Origin of the sequence: Pseudomonas nitroreducens NBRC 12694 (assembly GCF_002091755.1) — a bacterium.
Classification (GTDB): domain Bacteria; phylum Pseudomonadota; class Gammaproteobacteria; order Pseudomonadales; family Pseudomonadaceae; genus Pseudomonas; species Pseudomonas nitroreducens.
This window is the reverse complement of the sequence record NZ_BDAI01000003.1, coordinates 339,954-361,609: the sequence shown is the minus strand read 5'-3', so window position 1 is coordinate 361,609 and position 21,656 is coordinate 339,954. Positions and strand designations below refer to the sequence as shown.

Genomic DNA, 21,656 nt, shown 5'->3' with positions numbered 1-21,656 from the left:
CCACCCGCCCGCGCTTCGCAGCAACTATGCTTGAGGCATGAACGAGTCCGACTATCTGCGCCTGCTGACGCGCCAGGCGGAACAAGCCAACGATTTCCTCTCCAATGCCCGCAAGTGGGAACGGGAGTGCTGGGCCTGCCAGCGACTGCTGCAGGCGCTCAAGGTACCGTATCGCCAGGAAGACTTCGTTGCGCCGCCCCAGCAGCCGCCGGACGTATTGTTCCGCGACGCGATCTTCGAGGTGTTCTTTGTGCTCGACCAGGGCCGCCGGCTCAACGAGGAATGGAAGGAAGAACTGCTGCGCCGGCGCATGGCCCAGAGCCTCAACCAGCTGATTCGCCGAGAGCAGCGACCACGGCGGATTCCCTGCGCGGAGCTGCAGGCGCGCCTCGCGCCTACTTTGCGCAAGAAAGCACACAACTACACCGAGCGCGGCATCGACCCGCGCGAGCTGGACCTGCTCGCCTTCGTCAGCCTCAAGCGCGAGACGCCCGATTTCAACACGCCATTTCCGCCGCCCACCGAGTACCTGCGCCAGGGTTGGCGCTCGCTGTCGGTGGTCGGGCCGACTTTTGCCCGCGTGCTGTTCGCCCACAGTGACGCGCCGGATTTCCTGCGCGGCAGCCTGGGCCGAAGCATCCTTTTCGACATGGGCGTCGGCCTGTAAATAGGCGCTCATGCAATGCTGCATTGATCGGCGGCGCATTGAGAGGCCGCCCAAGCCCTACTAGAATGCTCGACATTATAAACGGAGGCCGCCCATGCCCAGTCGCCTGAGCCCCGAAGACCAGCAGAAGGTCGATCACTACCTCAGCTCCCCCGTGCACCAGGTCGAACGCGCGCCGTTCAAACCCTGGCTGATGATGGGAGGCTTGCTCGCGGTAGTCATCGCCCTGGGTTTGCTGAGCCGCCTCCTGGCCTACCTTGCGTGAGCGCCGTGCCGCCACGGGCCGATACAGGATTCCTTAAGCTATGAGAATGCAACATGTCCCATCGTATCGTGATCGTCGGCGGCGGCGCCGGCGGGCTGGAGCTCGCGACCCGTCTCGGCCGCACCCTGGGTAAGAAAGGCCGCGCGCGAGTCACCCTCGTCGACGCCAACCTCACCCACATCTGGAAACCCCTGCTGCACGAAGTCGCCGCCGGCTCGCTCAACTCCTCGGAGGATGAGCTGAACTATGTCGCCCAGGCGAAATGGAACCACTTCGAATTCCAGCTCGGCCGCCTCGATGGCCTGGACCGCGCAAGCAAGCGCATTCAGCTCGCTGCCACGCTCGATGAGCAGGGCGAAGAACTGGTGCCTGCGCGCAGTCTGGAATACGACACGCTGGTCCTGTCCATCGGCAGCACCACCAACGACTTCGGCACCGCCGGGGCCGCGGATCACTGCATCTTCCTGGATACCCGCGAGCAGGCCGAGCGCTTCCACAAGCAGTTACTCACTCATTACCTGCGCGCCCACGCCGGGCAGGACAAGGACGATCAGATCAGCGTCGCCATCGTTGGCGCCGGTGCCACTGGTGTCGAATTGTCCGCCGAGCTGCACCACGCCGCGCAGGAACTGGCGGCCTACGGGCTGACCGGCATCCAGCCGCAGAACATGCGCATCACCCTGATCGAGGCCGGCCCACGTGTGCTGCCGGCGCTGCCCGAGCGCATTAGCCAGCCGGTGCACCAGACGCTGGAGAAACTCGGCGTGCGCGTCGCAACTGGTTCGGCAGTGCAGGAAGTGACGGCTGACGGCCTGCGCACGGCAGCAGGCGAGTTCATTCCGGCGAGTCTGAAAGTCTGGGCGGCGGGCATTCGTGCGCCGAGCCTGCTCAAGGAGATCGACGGGCTGGAGACCAATCGCATCAACCAGCTGGTGGTGCGCTCCACTCTGCAGACCACCCGCGACGACAACATCTTCGCCTTCGGTGACTGCGCCGCCTGCCCGATGGGCGATGGCAGCGAACGCACCGTGCCGCCGCGCGCCCAGGCCGCGCACCAGCAGGCTTCGCTGCTGGCCAAGGCGCTGGTCGCGAGGCTCGATGGCAAGCCGCTGCCGGAGTACCGCTACACCGACTACGGCTCGCTGATCTCGCTGTCGCGCTTCAGTGCTGTCGGCAACCTGATGGGCAACCTGATGGGCAGCGTGAAGCTGGAAGGCTGGCTGGCGCGGATGTTCTATGTGTCGTTGTACCGCATGCACCAGATGGCGTTGTACGGGCCGTTCCGCACGGCGTTGCTGATGATCGCGGACCGGATCGGGCGAAGCACGGAGCCGCGCTTGAAGCTGCATTGATCCAGCAATGAAAGACGAAGGGCGGATACTGCGAGGTATCCGCCCTTTTTTGTACGCAGAGCCCCTGTAGGAGCGAGACTGCTCGAACGCTCCTCCCGGCAGTTCCTAAGCTGGGACGGTTCGCGAGCAAGCTCACTCCTACAAAAAGCTTCATTGCCGAGGAATGCTTGGCACAAAAAAACCGCCCCGAGGGGCGGCTTTTTCGTTGCAGCAGAACGGCCTTACAGCGCCGCCAGCATCGACTGGGCCGGGATGGCCTGGAAGTCGATGGACATCATCAGGCTCAGCACGCTGATCGCGATGATGGAGAAGGCGAACAACTGGCGGGCCCAGCGGCGATCGTCTTCGGCACTGAAGCCTTTCACCGCGATGAACAGCCACCAGGCACTGACGGCCAGTGCCACTACCAGGTAACCGTAGCCGGCGAAGCCGGTGACGGTCAGCAGCAGGGTCGCCAGACCAAAGGCCAGCACATAATAGAGGATCTGCTTCTTGGTCGCTTCGATGCCCCGCTCCACCGGCAGCACGGGAATCCCGGCGGCGCGATAGTCGTTGAGGCGGAAGATCGCGATGGCGTAACTGTGCGGCATCTGCCAGAGGCAGAAGATCAGCAGCAGCACCGCCGCGCCCATGTCGAAGTGACCGCTGGCAGCGCAGTAGCCCACCACTGGCGGCATGGCTCCGGAGAGACTGCCGACCAGTGTGCCGTAGACCGAGGCGCGCTTGAGCCAGAGGCTGTAGAGCACGACGTAGACGAAGAAGCCGAACGCAGCGAGCAGGGTTGCCTGCACGTTGGTCTTCCACGCCAGCAGGCCGAAGCCCGCCGCGCCGAGGACCACGCCATGGGCCAGGGCGGCCTTCAGCGAGATCTGCCCGGTCACGGTGACACGGCTGCGGGTACGCTCCATGAAGCGATCGATGTCGCGGTCGATGCAGTTGTTGAACACACAACCGCTGGCAACGACCAGGGACAGGCCGATCACGGTGGCCAGCAGCAGCATCGGGTCAACGCTGCCGCGAGCGGCGAGGAAATATCCCCCCGCCACCGCGATCAGGTTGCCAAAGATGATGCCCGGCTTGGCGACCAGGAGATAACGCTTGAGTTTCACGGCATCGGCCCTCAGGGCATCGGCATCATCAGGGTGTCTGCGGTGTAGATGATCCACAGCGACAGACCGACCACCAGCAGGATGATGATGGCGGTGAAGATGAATGCCATGACGTTCCAGCGGCCTTCCGAGGAGAAGTTCATGTGCAGGAAGCAGATCAGGTGCACGACGACCTGGACCAGGCCCAGGATCACCATGGTCAGCAGGGTGGCGTGACGCGAGAAGCCACCGTCGATGACCATGTAGAACGGGATAGCGGTGAGGATCACCGAGAGCACGAAGCCGATGGCGTACGAGCCCAGGCTGCCGTGGCCGGCACCGTGGGAGTCGTGGCCGTGGGCGCCGTGGGAGTCGTGATGATGTGCAGCAGCGGACATTACAGAGCCCCCATCAGGTAGACGACGGTGAAGACACAGATCCAGACGATGTCCAGGAAGTGCCAGAACAGGCTCAGGCACATCATGCGGGTGTTGTTCTGCGCGGTCAGGCCACGAGTGCCAATCTGCGCCATCAGCACCAGCATCCACAGCAGGCCGGCACTTACGTGCAGGCCGTGCATGCCAACCAGGGTGAAGAAGGACGACAGGAAGGCGCTGCGGCTCGGGCCGAAGCCTTCGACGATCAGGTGATGGAACTCGTTGAGTTCCATGCCGATGAACGCGGCGCCGCAGAGGAAGGTCACGCCCAGCCAGGCGATGGCCTTGCCCTTGGCACCCTTGTGCGCGGCCAGCATGGCCAGGCCGTAGGTGCAGGAGGAGATCAGCAGGATCGCGGTTTCGACGGCCACGTAGGGCAGTTCGAAGATGTCCTTGCCGCTCGGGCCGCCGGCCGTGTGGTTGACCAGCACGGCGTAGGTGGCGAAGACGCTCGCGAACAGGATGCAGTCGGTCATCAGGTACAGCCAGAAGCCGAATACCGTCATACCGCCGCTGTCGTGAGCATGGTCATGGTCGTGCGCCGCTTCGTGCGTATCGACCAGGTGTTGATCAAGTACTGCCGTCGACATGGTTTATACCTGCTGTGCGGAGGCGAGTTGCTGGAAGTTGGCGTTCTCGATGCGCTCGATCTCATCCGGCTGGACGTAGTAGTCCACGTCGGTGATGTAGCTGCGCACGATGACCGAAGCGATCATGCCGACGAAGCCAACACCCACCAGCCACCAGATGTGCCAGATGGCGGCGAAGCCGAAGAGGAAGGCGAACACGGCGATGGAGAAGCCAGCGGCGGTGTTCTTCGGCATGTGGATCGGTGCGTAGGCCGGCAGCTTGCGGTACGCGGTACCGGTCTGCTTCATGTCGTGGAACGCGTCGATGTCGTTGACCTTCGGCAGTTCGGCGAAGTTGTAGTACGGCGGCGGCGAGGAAGTGGACCACTCCAGGGTACGGCCGCCCCACGGGTCGCCGGTCAGGTCGGCCAGAGCCTTGCGGTTCTTGATCGACACCAGCAGCTGGATCAGCTGGCAGGCGATGCCGAAGAAGATCAGCACGGCGCCGAAGAAGGCCACGACCAGATACGGCTTCCACATCGGGTTGTCGTAGTGGTTCAGGCGACGGGTCATGCCCATGAAGCCGAGGATATACAGCGGCATGAAGGCCATGTAGAAGCCGACCAGCCAGCACCAGAAGGAACGCTTGCCCCACTTCTCGTCCAGCTTGAAGCCGAAGGCTTTCGGGAACCAGAAGACGAAGCCGGCCAGGTAGCCGAACACTGCACCACCGATGATGGTGTTATGGAAGTGCGCAATCAGGAACAGGCTGTTGTGCAGCAGATAGTCAGCGCCCGGGATGGCCAGCAGAACGCCGGTCATGCCACCGATGGTGAAGGTGACGATGAAGCCCAGGGTCCACAGGATCGGGGTGTCGAAGCGCAGGCGGCCACGGTAGATGGTGAACAGCCAGTTGAACAGCTTCACCCCGGTCGGGATGGAAATGAGCATGGTCGCAACGCCGAAGAAGCCGTTGACGTCGCCGCCCGAACCCATGGTGAAGAAGTGGTGCAGCCAAACGGTGAAGCCGAGGAAGGTGATCGCGGCGCTCGCCCAGACCATCGAGGTGTAGCCGAACATGCGCTTGCCAGCGAAGGTCGCGGTGACTTCGGAGAAGATACCGAAAGCCGGCAGGATCAGGATGTACACCTCAGGATGGCCCCAGGCCCAGAAGAGGTTGATGTACATCATGGCGTTGCCGCCCAGCTCGTTGGTGAAGAAGTGCATGTCGAAGTAACGGTCCAGCGACAGCAGGCCCAGGGCCGCGGTCAGGATCGGGAACGACGCAACGATCAGGATGTTGGCGAAGGTGCAGGTCCAGGTGAAGATCGGCATCTGCATCAGCTTCATGCCGGGGGTGCGCATCTTGAACACGGTCACCAGGAAGTTGATGCCGGTCAGCAAGGTACCCATACCCGATATCTGCAGCGCCCAGATGTAGTAGTCCACACCCACGCCCGGGCTGTAGGCCAGCTCGGACAGCGGCGGGTAGGCGACCCAGCCGGTGCGGGCGAATTCGCCCAGACCCAGGGAGACGTTCACCAGCATGGCGCTGACGACCAGCAGCCAGAAGCTCAGGGAGTTCAGGAAGGGGAACGCCACGTCGCGTGCGCCGATCTGCAGCGGCACGGCCAGGTTCATCAGACCGGTCATGAAGGGCATGGCCATGAAGATGATCATGATCACGCCGTGAGCGGTGAAGATCTGGTCGTAGTGTTCCGGCGGCAGGTAGCCGTGGTTGGCGCCTTCAGCCAGCGCGAGCTGGCCGCGCATCATGATGGCGTCGGCGAAGCCGCGCAGGAGCATGATCAGGGCGACGATGATGTACATCACGCCGATTTTCTTGTGGTCGATGGAGGTCAGCCATTCGGTCCACAGGTAGGTCCACTTGCGGTAGTAAGTGATCGCGCCGAACACGCCGAGGCCCAACAGGGCGACGACAGCCAGCGTGATGACGATGATCGGCTCGTGATACGGCACGGCCGACAGTGTCAGTTTCCCGAACATCTGCGGTTACTCCTGGCTCGGATTCATTTGCATGCCCTGCATGCCTTGCATGTTGCTCATGTCGTGGCCTGCCATGGCGGCCTCTTCATGCGCTTCGCCGTGCTCGCCCTTCTCGGCCTGCTCTTTGGCCTCATGGGCCTTGGCCATCACATGGCCAGCGTGTTCCCACTTGTTCAGCACGTGGGAGAACAGCTCGGGGCTGACGGTGGCGAAGTAGGTGGCCGGGACGTTCTCGGTCGGCTTCACCAGCTCCGGGTACTGCTCCAGGTTCAGGGTCTGCTGCGAGGCCTTGACCTTCGCAACCCAATCCTGGAAGCCCTGCTCGGAGGTGGAGATGGCCTTGAATTTCATGCCCGAGAAACCGCCGCCGCTGTAGTTCGCGGAGATGCCGTCGAACACGCCTTCTTCGTTGGCGATCAGGTGCAGCTTGGTCAGCATCCCGGCCATGGAGTAGATCTGGCTACCCAGCTGCGGGATGAAGAACGAGTTCATCACCGAATCCGAGGTGATCTGGAAGTTCACCGGGGTGTCTTTCGGGAAGGCGATTTCGTTGACGGTGGCGATACCCTGTTCCGGGTAGATGAACAGCCACTTCCAGTCCAGCGAGATGGCCTGGATGGTCACCGGCTTGACCTCGGAGTCCAGCGGACGGTACGGGTCCAGCTTGTGGGTGCTCTCCCAGGTGATCCAGCCGAGCACGGCGATGATCAGGCAGGGAACCAGCCATACCACCAGCTCGATCTTGGTCGAGTGCGACCAGTCCGGCATGTAGGTGGCCTTGGTGTTCGAAGCCCGGTATTTCCAGGCGAACCCGAGGGTCATCAGAATGACCGGCACCACCACGATCAGCATCAGCAGGGTTGCCGTGATGATCAGGGACTTCTCGTCGGCGCCAACCTGCCCTTTCGGGTCGAACAGCGCCATGTTGCAACCACCGAGCATCAGCATCGGCAGCCACGCCAGTCTCTTCAAAAATCCTGTGTACTGCTCTTTTTTCATCTTGCGGCCTTAGTGGATGAAAATCGCTTCACCGCCCACGAGCCTTCGCCACGCATCGCTCGACGACTCGTTACCCGCGACCTTTCCAGGTCGCCTGCCAGGGCTGTCATGGATTCACGAATGCGGCCGCAAGGATTCCAGGCAAAGGGAAGTCGCCCGGTCTTCGCGATGCGAAACCGATTTCGTCAGCTGATTCGTTCCGTGAGTATTCAGCGTGTGGTGTCTGGACTGGCGGCTCGTAAAAGCACGCGCGTCGCACACCGATTGCACGAGCGGATTGCCCGACTCGACAGATGACAGGAGCCCACCGATGGCAGCCCCCTGTTGTTATGCCGCTGCACCGAAGGGTGAACACTGGCAATGATCTGCGTCAGTGCGACTCAGCGATTTGGGGGTAGGAAATGGACGGCGGGTATTACAAAGCATTTCAGAAACGCCTTTCAAGGCCCCAGCCCCCCATTTTTAACAAGATATTTTCTCAAACCAGGAAACAGTCCGAAGCGTTCCCAGCACGACCAAACGGTCGAAATCAGCCATCCAGCCCCGCGCCCAGAGCAGTTATCCATCTGCGTCTAAAGGGCTGCAGATGCCGTAACAAAGGGGCTGCAGGACAAAGTGAAGTACCGCGAGAGGGGCCGGCACACGTTCGGGCAGGGCCTCGATCAATGTTGCACTCAGGGATATTTTCGAGGGAGCGAATGGGGCATTTCGCGTTGCGACATATCGCCGCACTGGAGCAATTTGCTGCGCTCAATCAATGCAGGTTGTTTCCGGATAAGTCTCACCTGGACCGCAATCCGCTTTGCCATTCTGTTTGTCATACGGCGCCGCCCCTCGGAAACGAAAGCGCCTCTTCGTTACCAAAGAGGCGCATCTCTTCACGGACAGACCATGGTTGGCGAGGGCCGGCAAGCCCCCCGCAATCACCGTTGCACAGCCGTGCGATCCTCGCCCATGGCAAGCCATGCAAGCAGTCCACTGGCTTCCGAGCGAATCTGCAGGTCGGCCGACTTGCTGGCATAGAAGTTGTCGATCGACTGTACCTGACCCGAGTAATAGTCGTTCTCCGCAATCAGCACATCCAGCAAGGTGCGCTTGCCCAGGTGGTACCACTGGTCATAGAACATCTTGCGCACGCTGTCGGACTCCGCCAGCAAGGAGTCGAACTCGCCAATCCGGGACACGGCGAGATCACGCTGCTCTGCCAGATTGCGAATTTGATACTCCGCTTCCCGACGAGCAGTCTCCATCTTCTGTTCGGCAGCATCGGCGCGCTGGTAAGCGGCACGCTGAGCGGCTCTCCCCGAGCCGCCTTGGAAAGCGTTCCACTGTACGGCGAGTCCGGTGGACCACGGCTCGTTGTTACTCAACACGTCATTGCCGGTGTTGCGTCCGATTACCCAGTTGAGTGCCGGAAGCTGCGAGGACTTGACGGACTCCGCGTTCGCGCGGGCGGCGTCCATTTCCCAACGGGCCTGCTGAATCGCCGGGCTTTCCTGCATCTCGCTGAGGGCTCGCTCCAGGTTCATCCGCGTCCACTCCCATTTCACACTGGCAGGCACCACCACGTCCTCACCGACCAACTTGGCCAGGCTGGTCTTCACTTGCTGCAGCTTGGCCTGCACGTTGGCGCGAGAAGTCTCGGCCTGGAGCAGACGAGCGCGCGCCTGCACGACTTCACTGCGCCGCCCCGGGTCGACCTGGGAAATCTGCGACAGCATGTCCACCAGTTCACGCATGCGCGACACATAGCGATCGGTCGCGACCAGCGCTTCCTGCTGATGGCTGAGCTCCAGCAGAGAGGCAACCGTGTTATAGGCGACCGTGACCCTCGTCTGCTCCACGGCTTGCTCCTGAGCGTTCGCCGTCTTGCTGCGGCTGTCGATGGTGTTGCTGATGGCACCGAAGTCATAGACCGGCGTCACCACCTGAATGGACGTCCCCGAACCATCACCCTCACCATCCTGCTTCTTGGAGCGGATGGTCGGCGAATTCAGCCCTACCTGCACCTGCGGCCAGCGTGCGCCCTTCGCCTGGTCCACATCGCTGTGCGCAGCATCCAGCGAGGCAGACGCCTGCTTCATCTCCGGACTGATGCTCAGGGCGATGCCGACCATGTTACGCAGGTACTCGAGGGTCGACAGTTGCAGGTCGGCACCCTGCGCCGGAGCACCATCGGCACCAACCGCCGACCTCGAATTGCTGGCAAGGGCAGCCGGCAAGGACAGGTCCAACGCACTGGAGGCCAGGACCTTCTTGTCGGCAGCGGCCGGCGCAGGAGCGGCGCGCGCGGGGACGACCGTCTCGACAGGACCGGCCGCCACCGACGACGTGGCAGCAGGCTTGGCAGTCGTAGCGACACTCGCGGCAGGCTTGGTCTGGAAACTCAGCAACTCGCCATCATCATCGGCCGCCACTGCAGCAGGAGCTGAAACGGTCGAAAGGGAAGCCAGAGCGACGGCAAGTGCCGAGCCATTGAGCCAGGCGCGCTTGCGTCCGAGTTTCAGGGGTTTACGCGGTTTCATTTCATCATCTCTCGCGGAACGCCTCGCGTGCTTTGAGCGCGGGCTTAAGTAGGTAATCCAGGATGGTTTTTTCGCCGGTGCGAATGTCCGCGATCGCGGTCATGCCCGGAATGATCGGGAAATGCTTCTCGCCCTTGACCAGTTCGGCCTGGTCGGTTCGGATCAGCACTCGGTAATAGGTATCCGGGCGCCCCTGGCGAGCCTTTTCGTCATCCTTGATGGTGTCGGGACTGATGAGTTCGACCTTGCCCTTGAGGCCGCCATAGATGGCGTAGTCATAAGCCGAGATCTTCACGGTTGCGGGCAGGCCGGGGCGCAGGAAGGCAACGTCGGCAGGCAGGATCTTCGCTTCCACCAGCAACTGGTCCTCCAGCGGGACGATCTCCATGATGTCGTCGCCCTGCCGGATCACGCCGCCGATGGTGTTCACCCGCACGTTTTTCACGATGCCCTTCATCGGCGAAGTGATCGTGGTGCGCTTCATCACATCCTCGCGTCCGGCGAGGTTCTCGACGGACTGGGCGAGTTCGCTTTCCGTGCGGGTCAGATCGGCGTTGGCGTCCGAGCGGTACTTGTTGCGCCGCTCGCTCATCTGGATACGCAGTTCGTTGGCTGCACGGCGCATGCGCAGGATCTCGACATCCGAGATCAGACCTTTCTTGGCCAACTGCTCCGACACCTTCAACTCGCCTTCCGCCAGTGCCAGGCTCTTCTGCAATCCGGAAAGGCCTTCGTCGAGCATCTGCCGGCGGGCGTTATAGGCTTCGGTCTCGGAGTCGACGATCGACGGAACCGCCTGCACGTCCGCCGGGAAACTCAGCTTCTGCCCATAGGCCTCGGCACGCAGGCGAGCCAACTGGCCCTTCAGTGCCAGCACCTTGGACTCAGTCTCGCGGAAACTCGCGCCGGCCCGGGTCGGGTCGATTTTCAGGAGCACCTGGCCGGCTTGCACCACATCGCCTTCGCGAACATTCATCTGCTCGAGGATGCCGCCCTCCAGGCTCTGGATGACCTGCTCACGACTGGAGGGGATCACCTTGCCCTCGCCGCGGGTGATCTCCTCGACGCGGGCAAAGTAGGCCCAGACCAACGCTCCGCAGAAAATCACCCCGATCAGCAGCAGGAGAATCGTGCTCGCCGTGGTTTTCTGGGAGATCAGTGCCGCCTGTAGGTCTTCTACATAGGCCATGTCGTTTTCACGCAGGCGCGCTACTTCCTTGGCATAGGATGCAACCGCTTTCGTTTCACTCTTGGCGGCCGGCACGTTCGGCGACGCGCCCGTTGGCGCTACCGGGACCTTGATTGGGGAGTCAGTCATGTTGGGCTCGTCAGGAGTGGACCGCAGCCTTGCTCGGCTCGGTCGGGGTTTGGTTGGATTGCAGAGCGCGCAGCACTTCGTCCTTGGGACCGTCGGCAACGATCTGGCCAGCATCCAGGACGATCAGCCGATCGATCTGCTCCAGCAGCGAGAACCGGTGGGTCACCACCACCAGCGTGCGGCCTTGCGTAGCCTGTTCCAGGCGTTGCAGGAACATGCGCTCGGTCTGCATATCCATGCCGCTGGTGGGTTCATCCAGCAGCAGCACCTGCGGATGCAGCAACAGCGAACGCGCCAGAGCAACCAGTTGCCGCTGGCCACCGGACAACGCCTGCCCCATTTCCCCCACCGGACGATCGAACCCCAGCGGATGGCTGCTGGCCACGGAAGCCAGGCCGGTCAACTGCACGACGTGAATCAATTCCTCACTGGTCGCCGACGGGTTGCCAATCAGCAGGTTTTCCCGCAACGAGCCGTAGAACAGCCGCGCGTCCTGCCCGACAAAGCCCACCGCCGCGCTCCAGTCCGCCGGATCGATCTGCTCGGCGTCGATGCCATTCATCAACACCTGGCCTTCCACTGGCTGGTACAGCCGGGCCAGCACTCGCAGCAGGGTGGACTTGCCACTGCCGATGCTGCCGACGATGGCAACACGCTCGCCGTGCTTGATATTCAGGCTGATGTTGTTCAGCACAGTCGGCGCGGGCTGCATTGGCGGCGCCGGGTAATGGAACTTCACACGACGCAGCGACAGGGTCGCGTCCTTCGGTGCCTGCAGATAACGGCGGCTGTTCTCACGAACCGTCGGGATTTCCATCAACTGGTTCAGCGACTTCAAGGCGGTTTTCGCCTGCTGGTAACGCACCGCCAGGCCTACTGCGCTGGCCAGCGGCCCAATGGCACGGCTGGTCAGCATGACGGTCCCGATCAGTGCTCCCTGGGTCAGGTCTCCGTCGGCAATCCGGTAAACGCCCCACAGCACCAGCACCACGGTGGTCATCTGGCTGATCAGCGATATGGAGTTACTGGCCAGGTTCGACAGCGCCTTGGTCTTGATCGACGAGGCTGCCAGCTGCGCGCTGAAATCTTCCCAGCGTCGCTGCATGCTGCCCTCGGCATGGGTTGCTTTCAGCGTCTCAACGCCTTCAATGGCCTCGATCAGCAACCCGTGTTTCTGAGAAGCCTCACGCAGGTTTTCCTTCATCAGGCGCGACAGCGGCAGTTGGATGTAGGTGCAGACGGCCAGCAGCACGATCATCGCCCCCAGGGGCACTAATGCCAGCGGGCCACTGATCAGGAACAATACAAAGATGAACAGTAGGCAGAACGGCAGGTCCGCCAACGTCGCCAGTGAAGCGGAGGTTATGAAGTCCCGCACCGACTCGAATTCGCGAAACTGGTTGGCGAAGGAGCCGGCCGACGCAGGCTTGTGCTCCAGGCGCACCTCCATCAGCTGACGGAACAGCTTGGCACCGAGGATCAGGTCGGCCTTCTTGCCGGCGGAATCGAGCAGGTAGGCACGGGTCTGCCGCGAAGTGAACTCGAAACCGATCGCCACCATCACGCCGATTGCCAGCGACCAGAGTGTGACGAAGGCCTGGTTGGGTACGACGCGGTCGTACACGTTCATGATGAAAAATGTGCTGCACAGCGCCAGGATGTTGATCAGAAAGGTCGCCAGTGCCGCGCTGTAGTAATAGCGGCGATAGCTCCACAAGGTGGAGAACAGCCAGTGTGTCTGGCCCTCCCCCTGAGGGATCTCCGTACGCGCATCCGGGGCAGCCTTCGGCCGTACCAGCAGCGCATAGCCTAGGTAGTTTTCCTGCAGTTCCTCAGCGCTCAGAGTCATGGTGCCGCCGCCCGCCTCAGGCACTACCAGCTCGAACTGTTCGCCGCGACGAGCCACCAGGATGCGTGCCTCACCATTCTTGAACAGCAGCATGAGCGGAAACAGGTAGGACGACAGCTCAGCCGGACGGCGCTTGACCCAGCCGGCACCGATGCCAGCTTGCTCCAGCATGCGCACCACCAGGCTCGGCTTCAGGCGCTGGCCGCGTGGCAGACCGGCGTACAGGGACTCGAGGGTCGCCGGCTTGTCGTAATGGGCGCAGAACCATTGCACCCCCGCCAGCAGACTGTCGTTCTCGGAAGAAGCGCCCAGATCCACGGTGGCGGAAGGGGATAACGCAGAGGGATTCATCAATGCACCTACGATGAGGAAGAAAAGGCATGCGCATGGTAGAAACGGCCCGTTTCGCGCGGCATAGGAAAAGCCTGATTGATCTGACGTATCTTTCTGTCTACCGACAGACCGGGATATCGAAATTGCTATCTGGGCAGAAACGGCTGTAGGAACGAGCGGAGACGGGACGGGTCGGCAAGCGCCGCGAGGGAGGAAAGAAGGGCAGAACAGAACCGCCGGGACCAGGCAAAGCCCGGTCCCGGCGGAGACGGGATTACCTCTTAGGTGTCGCCACGCGCACCGCGAATCACCAATTCGACTCGACGATTGGGAGCGTTGCAGGCAATGCGCTGCTTACGCGAGCCGCTATCACACTGCACAACCGGCTCGCTGCTACCACGCCCGCTGGCCTGCACCAGATCGCTCTGGATACCCAGTTCAAGCAATGCGCGGCGAACGGTTTCGGCACGCGCCAACGAAAGACGCTGGTTGGCCCGGGCATTGCCGATCGGGTCGGCATGGCCCACTACCTCGATGCTCTCGATAGACTGAGTCTGGCTGCTGATCTGCTGGGCGATCTTGTTCAGCTCCGCATGGCCCTGCGCAGTGAGATCGTTGTAGGAACTCTTACCGAAGTTGAATAACACATCGCTGCGCAGACTCAGCTTGGTCGCAGTCTGGCAGGGCACGGCGGCGCTAGCACGATTGAGTATGTGGGTCTGCTGACGCAGGCCTTGCAGTTCTTGCTCAGCTGTCGAACGAACGAGTGCTGAGGGGACCTTGCTGGTGGCACTGGCCGAGGCCTTGAGGAAGTAGCTCTTGCCTCCAGTGAACTCGGCGTAGGTATTGGGATTGCGTTTGCCTGCATACAACGGCGCATCGCCTTCGTAGGTCTCTAGCGAGTGACGGCCGGGTGCGAGACAGAACACGGTGAAGCCACCCGGCATCAGCGCGCTTTGCAGTTCACCATCGACATAAACGTGATTGGCCTCACGGCCTTCGCCGATGGCGCGATAGAGCACGACTTGAGCCTGCTCCGGCACCGCATTGGGAACCGGGCTGTAGGTATTGCCGTAGATGGAATCGTTTTGTGCCAGGGCAGCCGAAGCGAAACCCAGAGCCACCACCAGGGCACTGAGGCTGGCGCCTTTGTGCAGGGGGGTGAAAAGAGAAAATACCATTTGAAATACTCTCCAAGCCCTCGCCGCTTGCACGGCGAGGTTTGCAATTGAACGGGAGATGGGGCTGGAGCGTGGACAACTCCACGCTCCAGCCTGGGCTTAGGCGATCATGTGCACCTGAACGTGGTCCTCGACCCACAGCTCGCCAGTGCCCGAGCTGTACACCTTGTAGGCGTGGCCATCGCTGCCGGTGGCACTCGATTCGGTCCAGGTGACACCGGTCTTAACCAAGTCGACAGTGCCGCTGGTGTCGCCATTGACCACCAGTTGCTTCTTGCCGTCCTTGAACATCAGATCGGCTTCACCCATCCGCAGCACGTCGTCCAGCTTGACCGTCAGGCTATTGCCACCGTGTCCCAGGTCGAACTTTTCGAAGCTGATCACTTTGGTCTTCATGACCGACAGGTTGATGTCCAGACCTTGGCCATCGAACACCAGGGTGTCGGTGCCCGAGCCGCCGTTAACACCGAGGAAATCGGTGCTGACGATATGGATGAAGTCATTGCCCTCGCCGCCGTTGGCATAGTCCATGGTGCCAATGTTGACGATGGTGTCATTGCCAGCTCCGCCCAGGAGGTAGTCATTGACCGGGTTGCCATGGTCGTCCTTGCCATCCGCGACCAGGTAATCATCACCATTGGTGTACTTCTTGGTGAACGAGTCGGAGGAGGAGTAGTAGACATACATCGCTCCCGAGTCGTTGGCAGTGAAGTCGGCGTTGTAGGCACCGGTGGCGATATCCGCCATGCCGTCGCCGTTCCAGTCGCCCATGGCCACGCCGTTGCCCAGTTCATAGCCGGCACCTTCGCCATACAGCACGAAGCCCTTGCTCGGATCGTTGACAACGTCCTTGATCGACCAGATGGCTGGCAGACCATGCTCGGTGCCATAGACCACATAGACCGCACCGGCGTTATCGCCATTACCCATACCAGGGCGATCGGCATAACGCGCACCAATGATGAAGTCATCAATGCCGTCGCCGTTGATATCGCCACCGGCGCGGATACTGACGCCGAACCATTCGTCTACGGTGCTCTGCGTCCACTTGCCAGTGGCCGAGTTGTAGGTCGCCTTCTCGTTGAGGATGAGCGAGCCGACACTGGAGTCGAAGGTCGGGTTGGTGTTGAACTGCGACGGCACACCGACGGTATTCAATGCATCCAGGTTGATATCGCTGGTGTAGCCACCCGCCTTGCCATAGATGACCCACACACGGCCCGGGTCGCCCGGCTCCGAGTAAGGTGCACTGATCGCAAAGTCACCAATGCCATCGCCGTTGATATCGCCCAACGCGGTGATGGTGTTGGTCGAGTAGTCCTGGCGTGTCGAGCCAAGCCATTCGTAGTGCTGCGCATTGATGCGGATGCCTTGATCCAGAGTCAGGTTCTTCAGGTCGAGGGAAGCCCCCAAACCACCTTCCTTGCCATAGACCAGGTAGGCGGTACCCGCAGAAGCGCCGTAGCCCTGCGACATGATGTTGTTGGCACGGGGGTCGGCGATCACGAAATCGTCGATACCGTCGCCGTTGACATCGCCGACATTGTTGATCGAGTCACCCAGATCGACTCCATTCACCTGCGACGAGTTGGTGACCGTACCAGTGAACGAGTTGATGATCATCGTGCCGTTCACGCCAGCCGGGAAGTGCGCCCAGGTCTGGTTGGAGCCGGTACCAGTGGCCGGGTTGCTCCAATCCATGGCGATGTTCTTGTTGACGCCGGCGCCGCCGTACAGAACGTAACCAGCACCACTGTTATTCGGGCCCGCCTCGCGGTTGCCGAACAACAGGTCCGAGTAGCCATCGCCATTGAAGTCGCCGCCACCGCCCACACCAACACCGTTCCAGCTGTCATAGCCCGGCGCGGAGGGGTTGTTAGGGTTGACGCCCGCGTTACGGATCACGAAACCATGCGTGTTGTCGCCAGCATCGATGGTCGCGAGGTCCACCGTACCATTGCCCCAACTGCCGTTCGGTCCGCCGAAGATCACATAGATCTTGTCCGGCCAGTGAGAGGAGATGATGACGTCCTTGTAGCCATCTCCATTGAAGTCACCCAGCGCATTGATGCCCGTACCCATAATGTCGCCGTTGTAGGCACCGGCAAAGAAGATGCCCTGGTCCGGTCTCAGATTGGTGATGGTGTTCTGGTCCAGCACCGGCAAGCCGTTCTCGCTGCCGAACAGGATCCATGCACCGCCGTTGTTGACCCGACCCAAGGTATCGGAGTTACGTGCGGAAACCAGCAGGTCATCGTAGCCGTCGCCGTTGAAGTCACCGATGTTGACGACGTCCCAGCCGAATTCAAAGCCCGCCTGTTTGGCACCGTAATAGTGCTGCGGCGCATCCTTGGTGATGGTCAGGATGTCATTCTTGCCATCCAGCGAGCCAACATAGCCAGGCGAAGCGGTGACGCCGGACGCCGTCGTTACCACGGCCTTCAGCAGGTAGTCGCCTTCGTGCAACGACCACAGGTCGGTGGACCAGGTACCATCGCTGTTGACCTTGATGCCTTGCCCGTAGATGTCCTCGCCGGGATCGATCTGGTTGTTTCCGTTCTTGTCCCAGAACAGCGTGACGGTAAGGTCTTCGAACTTGTGACTACCCGCCTGCACCGTACCGTTGATCGTTGGCGTCATGATCGAGGTGATGTTATCGGTGTTGGACACGCCGTTGTCGCTGGCAGGATCCAGGGAGAAAGTCACCTTGTTGGTCGGCTGGGAGTTATCGATGATGACCGACTGGGAAGTTGCCGCTCCAGCAATACCCGCCTCGCTGACAACACGCGATTCAAAGATGTACTTGCCATCTATCAAGGATATCGCTGTGTTGTCATAGGACCAGCGCAGGCGATCATCGCTGAGCGTGGCGTCCTTCCAGGTAGCTCCTCCATCGGCGGAGAACTGCACCTTCTCACCAGACTGCAGCACGCCGTCGACTGTGCCGTTAATCAGCAATGTGCGGTCCTGGGTGATGAAGTCATGGTCGGAGACACCCGTGTCATCACTGATCCCAGTAATGGTCGCGAGATGCGAAGGAGCTGACGAATCCAGCATGATGCTGTACTTCGCACTCGGGGCGGTGGCATTGCCGGCTGGGTCGGACTCTACCGCGGTCAGGTCGTTCAGACCCGAGGCCAGGGCAGTCGCGGGCTGCAACGTCCAATGCCCAGTCGAGTCCACAATTGCAGTACCGATCCGATGGTTATCGGTGCTGTCCTTGGCGTACACCGTAATGGTGTCGCCGGCCGTGCCTGTACCGCTGATCACCGGACGCGAATCGTCGGTAACGCCGCCATTGCTGATGTTACCGGTGACATCGCCCACGCTGTCCAGCACGCCAGTGATGGCCAGCTTGCTGGCATCCGGCGGGGTGTAGTCGGTGGTAATGGTGAAGACGTCGGACTTCGGACTGGTGTTGCCGGCCTTGTCGGTCGCATCGGTGGTGAACTTGTGCTCACCCTCGCTGATACCGGTGGTCGGCGTGTAGCTCCACTTGCCATCCGAGCCTGCGGTCACGGTGCCCAGAATCACGCCGTTGTCGTAGACGGTGACCTTCGAGCCCGCTTCCGCCTGGCCCGTCAGGGTCGGCGTCGAGTCGTCGGTCACACCGCCATTGGCAATCGGACCGGTGATGGCTCCGACGTCGTCGATGACTTCGCCGATGCTCGGCTTGGCCGGCGCCGTGGTGTCGACGCTGAAGTTGAAGGTCGACGAGTCGCTGACGTTACCCGCCAGGTCCTTCGACTCGGCCTTGAGGCTGTGCGGACCTTCGGCCAGGTCGGTAGTCGGCTTGAAGCTCCAGGTACCATCGGGTTTCACCGTGGTGGTGCCCAGCGCAACGCTGCCATCGTAGACCGTAATGGTCGCGCCAGCCTTGCCCTTGCCGTCGATTTCCGGACGGGTATCGTCGGTCACGCCGTCGTTGGGAGCGATGTTGCCAGTAATGCTGCCGACCGCATCGATCACGCGCACGATGCTCACGTCGACCGTGCTGGTGTCTACCACCACGTTCAGCGGGGCACTCTGGCCACTGCCGTTGCCTGCTGCATCCACCACTTCCGTGGTGAAGGCATGGTTGCCTTCAGGCAGATCGCTGCTCGGCGTGAAGCTCCACTTGCCATCGGTGCCCACAGGGGCTTCGCCGATCTTGTCGCCGTTGTCGTAGATGATGACCTTGCCGCCGGCTTCCGCGCCGCCACTGAAGGTCGGACGGTTGTCGTCGGTGATGTCGCCACTGTGCAGCGGACCGGTCTGATTGCCCACATCGTCCAGTACCACCAGGTCGGTCACGTTGGCCGGCTTGCTGGTGTCGGTGCTGAAGTTCCAGATGCCGGTCGGGTCACTGACCTGCCCTACGGCATTGGTCGCGGTGGCGGTGACGTTGTGCAGGCCATCGGCCAGGATGTTGGTGGTGATGGTCCAGCTACCCGAAGCATCGGCCTTGGCGCTGCCGATCAGGGTGCTGCCGTCGTACAGCTTGATGACGGCGCCACCTTCCGAAGTACCCTTGAAGGTCGGCTGGGTGTCGTCGGTCACATCGCCTTTCTGCAGGAAGCCGGTGTACGGTCCGACGTCGTCGAAGACGCTCTCGATCGCCGGGGCCTGCGGTTTGCCTGTATCCAGGGTGAAACTGTATTTCGCGCTGGGATCTGTGGCATTGCCTGCAGGGTCACTCTCCACGGCGGTCAGGTCATTCAGACCAGAGACCAGTTTGAAGTCCGGCTGCAACGACCAAGTGCCATCCGCTTTGACGATGGTTGTACCAACCGGATGGTTTCCGGTGAAGTCCTTGGAGTAGACCGTGATGGTGTCGCCAGCCGTACCGGTACCGCTGATCACCGGACGCGCGTCGTCGGTGATACCGCCGTTGACAATATTGCCAGTGACCGGTCCTTCGTTATCCATCACGCCGGAGATGGACAGCTTGGAAGAGTCCGGCGGCGTAGTATCGATACCCACGGAAATGACGGTAGGGTCGCTGGTGTTGCCAGCATCGTCGCTGGCAATGACGGTGATCTTGTTGTCGCCCTCCGGCAGAGGTTGAGTCGGAGTTGCCTTCCAGTCACCGTTATCGTCGGCCACGACGGTGATGGTCTCACCAGTCGGGAAGGTGATCGAGACTTCAGCTCCCGGCTCGGTCTTGCCATCGATGGTCGGCAGATTGTCATTGGTAATGCCGTCACCCTTGATCCCCGTATCGGAATCCGGATCCAGCCAAACCTGCGGGGCGTTCGGAGAGGTAGTGTCGACATTGACCACGAATGGATCCGACATCGGGCTGGTGTTGCCCGCAACATCGGTCACGGTCAGCGTGATGTTATGCGCGCCTTCGGCAAGCGCCAGGTCAGCGGGAGCCTCGTAGCTCCATTTGCCATCCGGGCCCACAACCACTTGCGCAATCTTCTCGCCGTTGTCGTAAAGGGTGACGATCTCGCCAGCCTCGCCATTCCCGGAGAACGTCGGACGGGGATCGTTGGTGCTGTCACCACTGTTCAGGTCACCGATCTTGGGCTCGACATTGTCGTAAACCTCGGACAGGGCACCATCCGGACCGAACGTCGGCTTCGGAGGGATCGAAGTGTCGATGTCGACGGTGATGACAGTGGGTTGGCTCGGGTTGCCTGCCACATCGGTGGCAATGATGGTGATGACGTTGCTGCCTTCCGGCAACGGCTGGGTCGGCGTCACCGACCAGTTGCCCTGATCATCTGCCGTAGCAGTGAGTGTCTCGCCGGTCGGCAGAGTCACCGTAATCTCGGCGTGTGGCTCAGTCTTACCGTCGATAGTCGGCATGGTATCGCTGGTGATGCCATCACCTTTGACGCCGGTATCGGAATCGGGATCCAGCCATACCTGCGGGGCATCCGGAGGAGTGGTATCGATCACCACAGGAATAATGATCTGGCTCTGGTTACCGGCAGGATCCTGCTCGATGACCTTGATATCAGCATTGCCATCCGGCAGCGGCTGGCTCGGCGGCGGAGCTACCCAGGAACCATCTTCCTGGACTTGAGTGGTGACAGTCTCGCCAGTCGGATAGACGACGATAATGGTGTCGCCTGGCTCCCCGTTGCCATAGATGGTGGGAGCGTTGTCCGGGCTGTAGTAGTCATTGCCATCGAAGTGGCCACCATCGATGCGCGCAGCGGGGGCAGGCGGAGGAACGGTATCGACGGAGAAGTCGATCACATGAACCGGCTCGCTGGGGCTGTTGCCCGGGGCGTCCTGGACGAGGTCGATGCTATGGTTACCGTCGCTCAGGTCGCTGGAGGGAACGAATACCCACTTGCCATCCGCGCCTACCGTAACCGTGCCAATTTCGACACCATTGTCGAGAACATGAATAACGGCGCCGGGCACGCCACCGCCTGAGATGCTCGGGCGGTTATCGTCAGTGGCCTGGCCGTTGACCAGATCACCCGTGATGGGACCGACATTGTCAGTGACCTTGGTGTCGGTTACGCCAGGGCTGGTCTGGGGAGTGACCGGGGGCGTGGGATGATGCTTGTGGTCGTCCTTGTTGGCGGCGTATGCCGCGCCACCCGCACCCAGTACACCAGCACCCGCCAGCAACGGCCACAGCAGGAAACCGCCACTCTCATCGATCTCGCCATCGACCACTGGCACCGCACCGAGCGGATCGCCCCCCAGGGCAACAGGTGCCTCCTCGCCGTCGGCCAGCATCAGCTGACCGTAGAAGCCTTCACCGTCGGTGCGGACATAGGCGTACATCTGGCCATTTTCGGAAACGCCATAGAGCTGTGAGTCCATGCCGTCGGCGAAGAAGTCCTCGATAGTGAGGTCAGGCTTATCGCTGCCCTCGAAGAATACCTGGAGGTCCTTGCCATCGCGCTTGACGGTGACGTTCTCCGGAGCAACGTCGCTGTCATCCAGCTTGAACAAATATTTAGTGCCGACTTTCGCCTTGATCTTTCCACCTTCCTTGAACGCAACCCGCTGGACTGCATTCTCGGCAACGGCGATCAAGCCAACCTTTTCAACTGACATAAAGAACCCACCTTTTGGGGACACGAACCATGAGGTGGGGAGGATAAATTTATGC

13 protein-coding genes are annotated in these 21,656 nt (G+C 61.3%); 3 read left to right on the top strand and 10 right to left on the bottom strand.

From position 1 onward, the window contains the following. Positions 1 to 37: 37 nt before the first annotated feature. The 3 genes from PNI01S_RS10780 to PNI01S_RS10770 all read left to right on the top strand — a co-directional run bounded on the left by PNI01S_RS10780 (position 38) and on the right by PNI01S_RS10770 (position 2,284). On the top strand, positions 38 to 667 hold the full coding sequence (locus PNI01S_RS10780; protein WP_084358198.1) for a DUF1780 domain-containing protein: 630 nt from the start codon (positions 38 to 40) through the stop codon (positions 665 to 667). 94 nt (positions 668 to 761) lie between these two features. Then, entirely contained in the window at positions 762 to 932 is a 171-nt protein-coding gene (locus PNI01S_RS10775) for a DUF3094 domain-containing protein (protein ID WP_037011479.1), read from the top strand. A gap of 53 nt (positions 933 to 985) precedes the next feature. After that, positions 986 to 2,284 (top strand): NAD(P)/FAD-dependent oxidoreductase, encoded by a 1,299-nt coding sequence (locus tag PNI01S_RS10770; RefSeq protein ID WP_084358196.1) that lies wholly within the window; start codon positions 986 to 988, stop codon positions 2,282 to 2,284. 221 nt (positions 2,285 to 2,505) lie between these two features. Here the strand turns inward: PNI01S_RS10770 and cyoE are convergent, their stop codons facing one another. From cyoE to PNI01S_RS10720, 10 genes are all read right to left on the bottom strand, one after another. Then, positions 2,506 to 3,393: a heme o synthase gene (cyoE, locus tag PNI01S_RS10765; protein ID WP_024765642.1), complete on the bottom strand. Its 888-nt coding sequence runs from the start codon at positions 3,391 to 3,393 to the stop codon at positions 2,506 to 2,508. 11 nt (positions 3,394 to 3,404) lie between these two features. Then, entirely contained in the window at positions 3,405 to 3,770 is a 366-nt protein-coding gene (gene cyoD, locus PNI01S_RS10760) for a cytochrome o ubiquinol oxidase subunit IV (protein WP_024765643.1), read from the bottom strand. Beyond that, positions 3,770 to 4,399, bottom strand: coding sequence for a cytochrome o ubiquinol oxidase subunit III (gene cyoC / locus PNI01S_RS10755; RefSeq protein ID WP_024765644.1), 630 nt, complete (start codon positions 4,397 to 4,399; stop codon positions 3,770 to 3,772). Before cyoC ends, cyoD begins: the two co-directional genes overlap by 1 nt. Positions 4,400 to 4,402: 3 nt before the next feature. After that, on the bottom strand, positions 4,403 to 6,385 hold the full coding sequence (gene cyoB, locus PNI01S_RS10750) for a cytochrome o ubiquinol oxidase subunit I (RefSeq protein WP_024765645.1): 1,983 nt from the start codon (positions 6,383 to 6,385) through the stop codon (positions 4,403 to 4,405). Positions 6,386 to 6,391: 6 nt separating this feature from the next. Next, positions 6,392 to 7,384 (bottom strand): ubiquinol oxidase subunit II, encoded by a 993-nt coding sequence (gene cyoA / locus PNI01S_RS10745; RefSeq protein ID WP_084358194.1) that lies wholly within the window; start codon positions 7,382 to 7,384, stop codon positions 6,392 to 6,394. A gap of 923 nt (positions 7,385 to 8,307) precedes the next feature. After that, positions 8,308 to 9,909, bottom strand: a complete 1,602-nt coding sequence (locus PNI01S_RS10740; protein WP_084358192.1) for a TolC family protein — start codon at positions 9,907 to 9,909, stop codon at positions 8,308 to 8,310. A 4-nt stretch (positions 9,910 to 9,913) separates the two neighbouring features. Beyond that, positions 9,914 to 11,227, bottom strand: coding sequence for an HlyD family type I secretion periplasmic adaptor subunit (locus PNI01S_RS10735; RefSeq protein WP_084358190.1), 1,314 nt, complete (start codon positions 11,225 to 11,227; stop codon positions 9,914 to 9,916). A 10-nt stretch (positions 11,228 to 11,237) separates the two neighbouring features. Continuing rightward, positions 11,238 to 13,427 (bottom strand): type I secretion system permease/ATPase, encoded by a 2,190-nt coding sequence (locus PNI01S_RS10730; RefSeq protein ID WP_081754039.1) that lies wholly within the window; start codon positions 13,425 to 13,427, stop codon positions 11,238 to 11,240. Positions 13,428 to 13,690: 263 nt separating this feature from the next. Beyond that, positions 13,691 to 14,590, bottom strand: coding sequence for an OmpA family protein (locus PNI01S_RS10725; protein ID WP_024765650.1), 900 nt, complete (start codon positions 14,588 to 14,590; stop codon positions 13,691 to 13,693). Positions 14,591 to 14,689: 99 nt separating this feature from the next. Next, positions 14,690 to 21,601, bottom strand: coding sequence for an Ig-like domain-containing protein (locus tag PNI01S_RS10720; protein ID WP_084358188.1), 6,912 nt, complete (start codon positions 21,599 to 21,601; stop codon positions 14,690 to 14,692). Positions 21,602 to 21,656 lie beyond the last annotated feature (55 nt).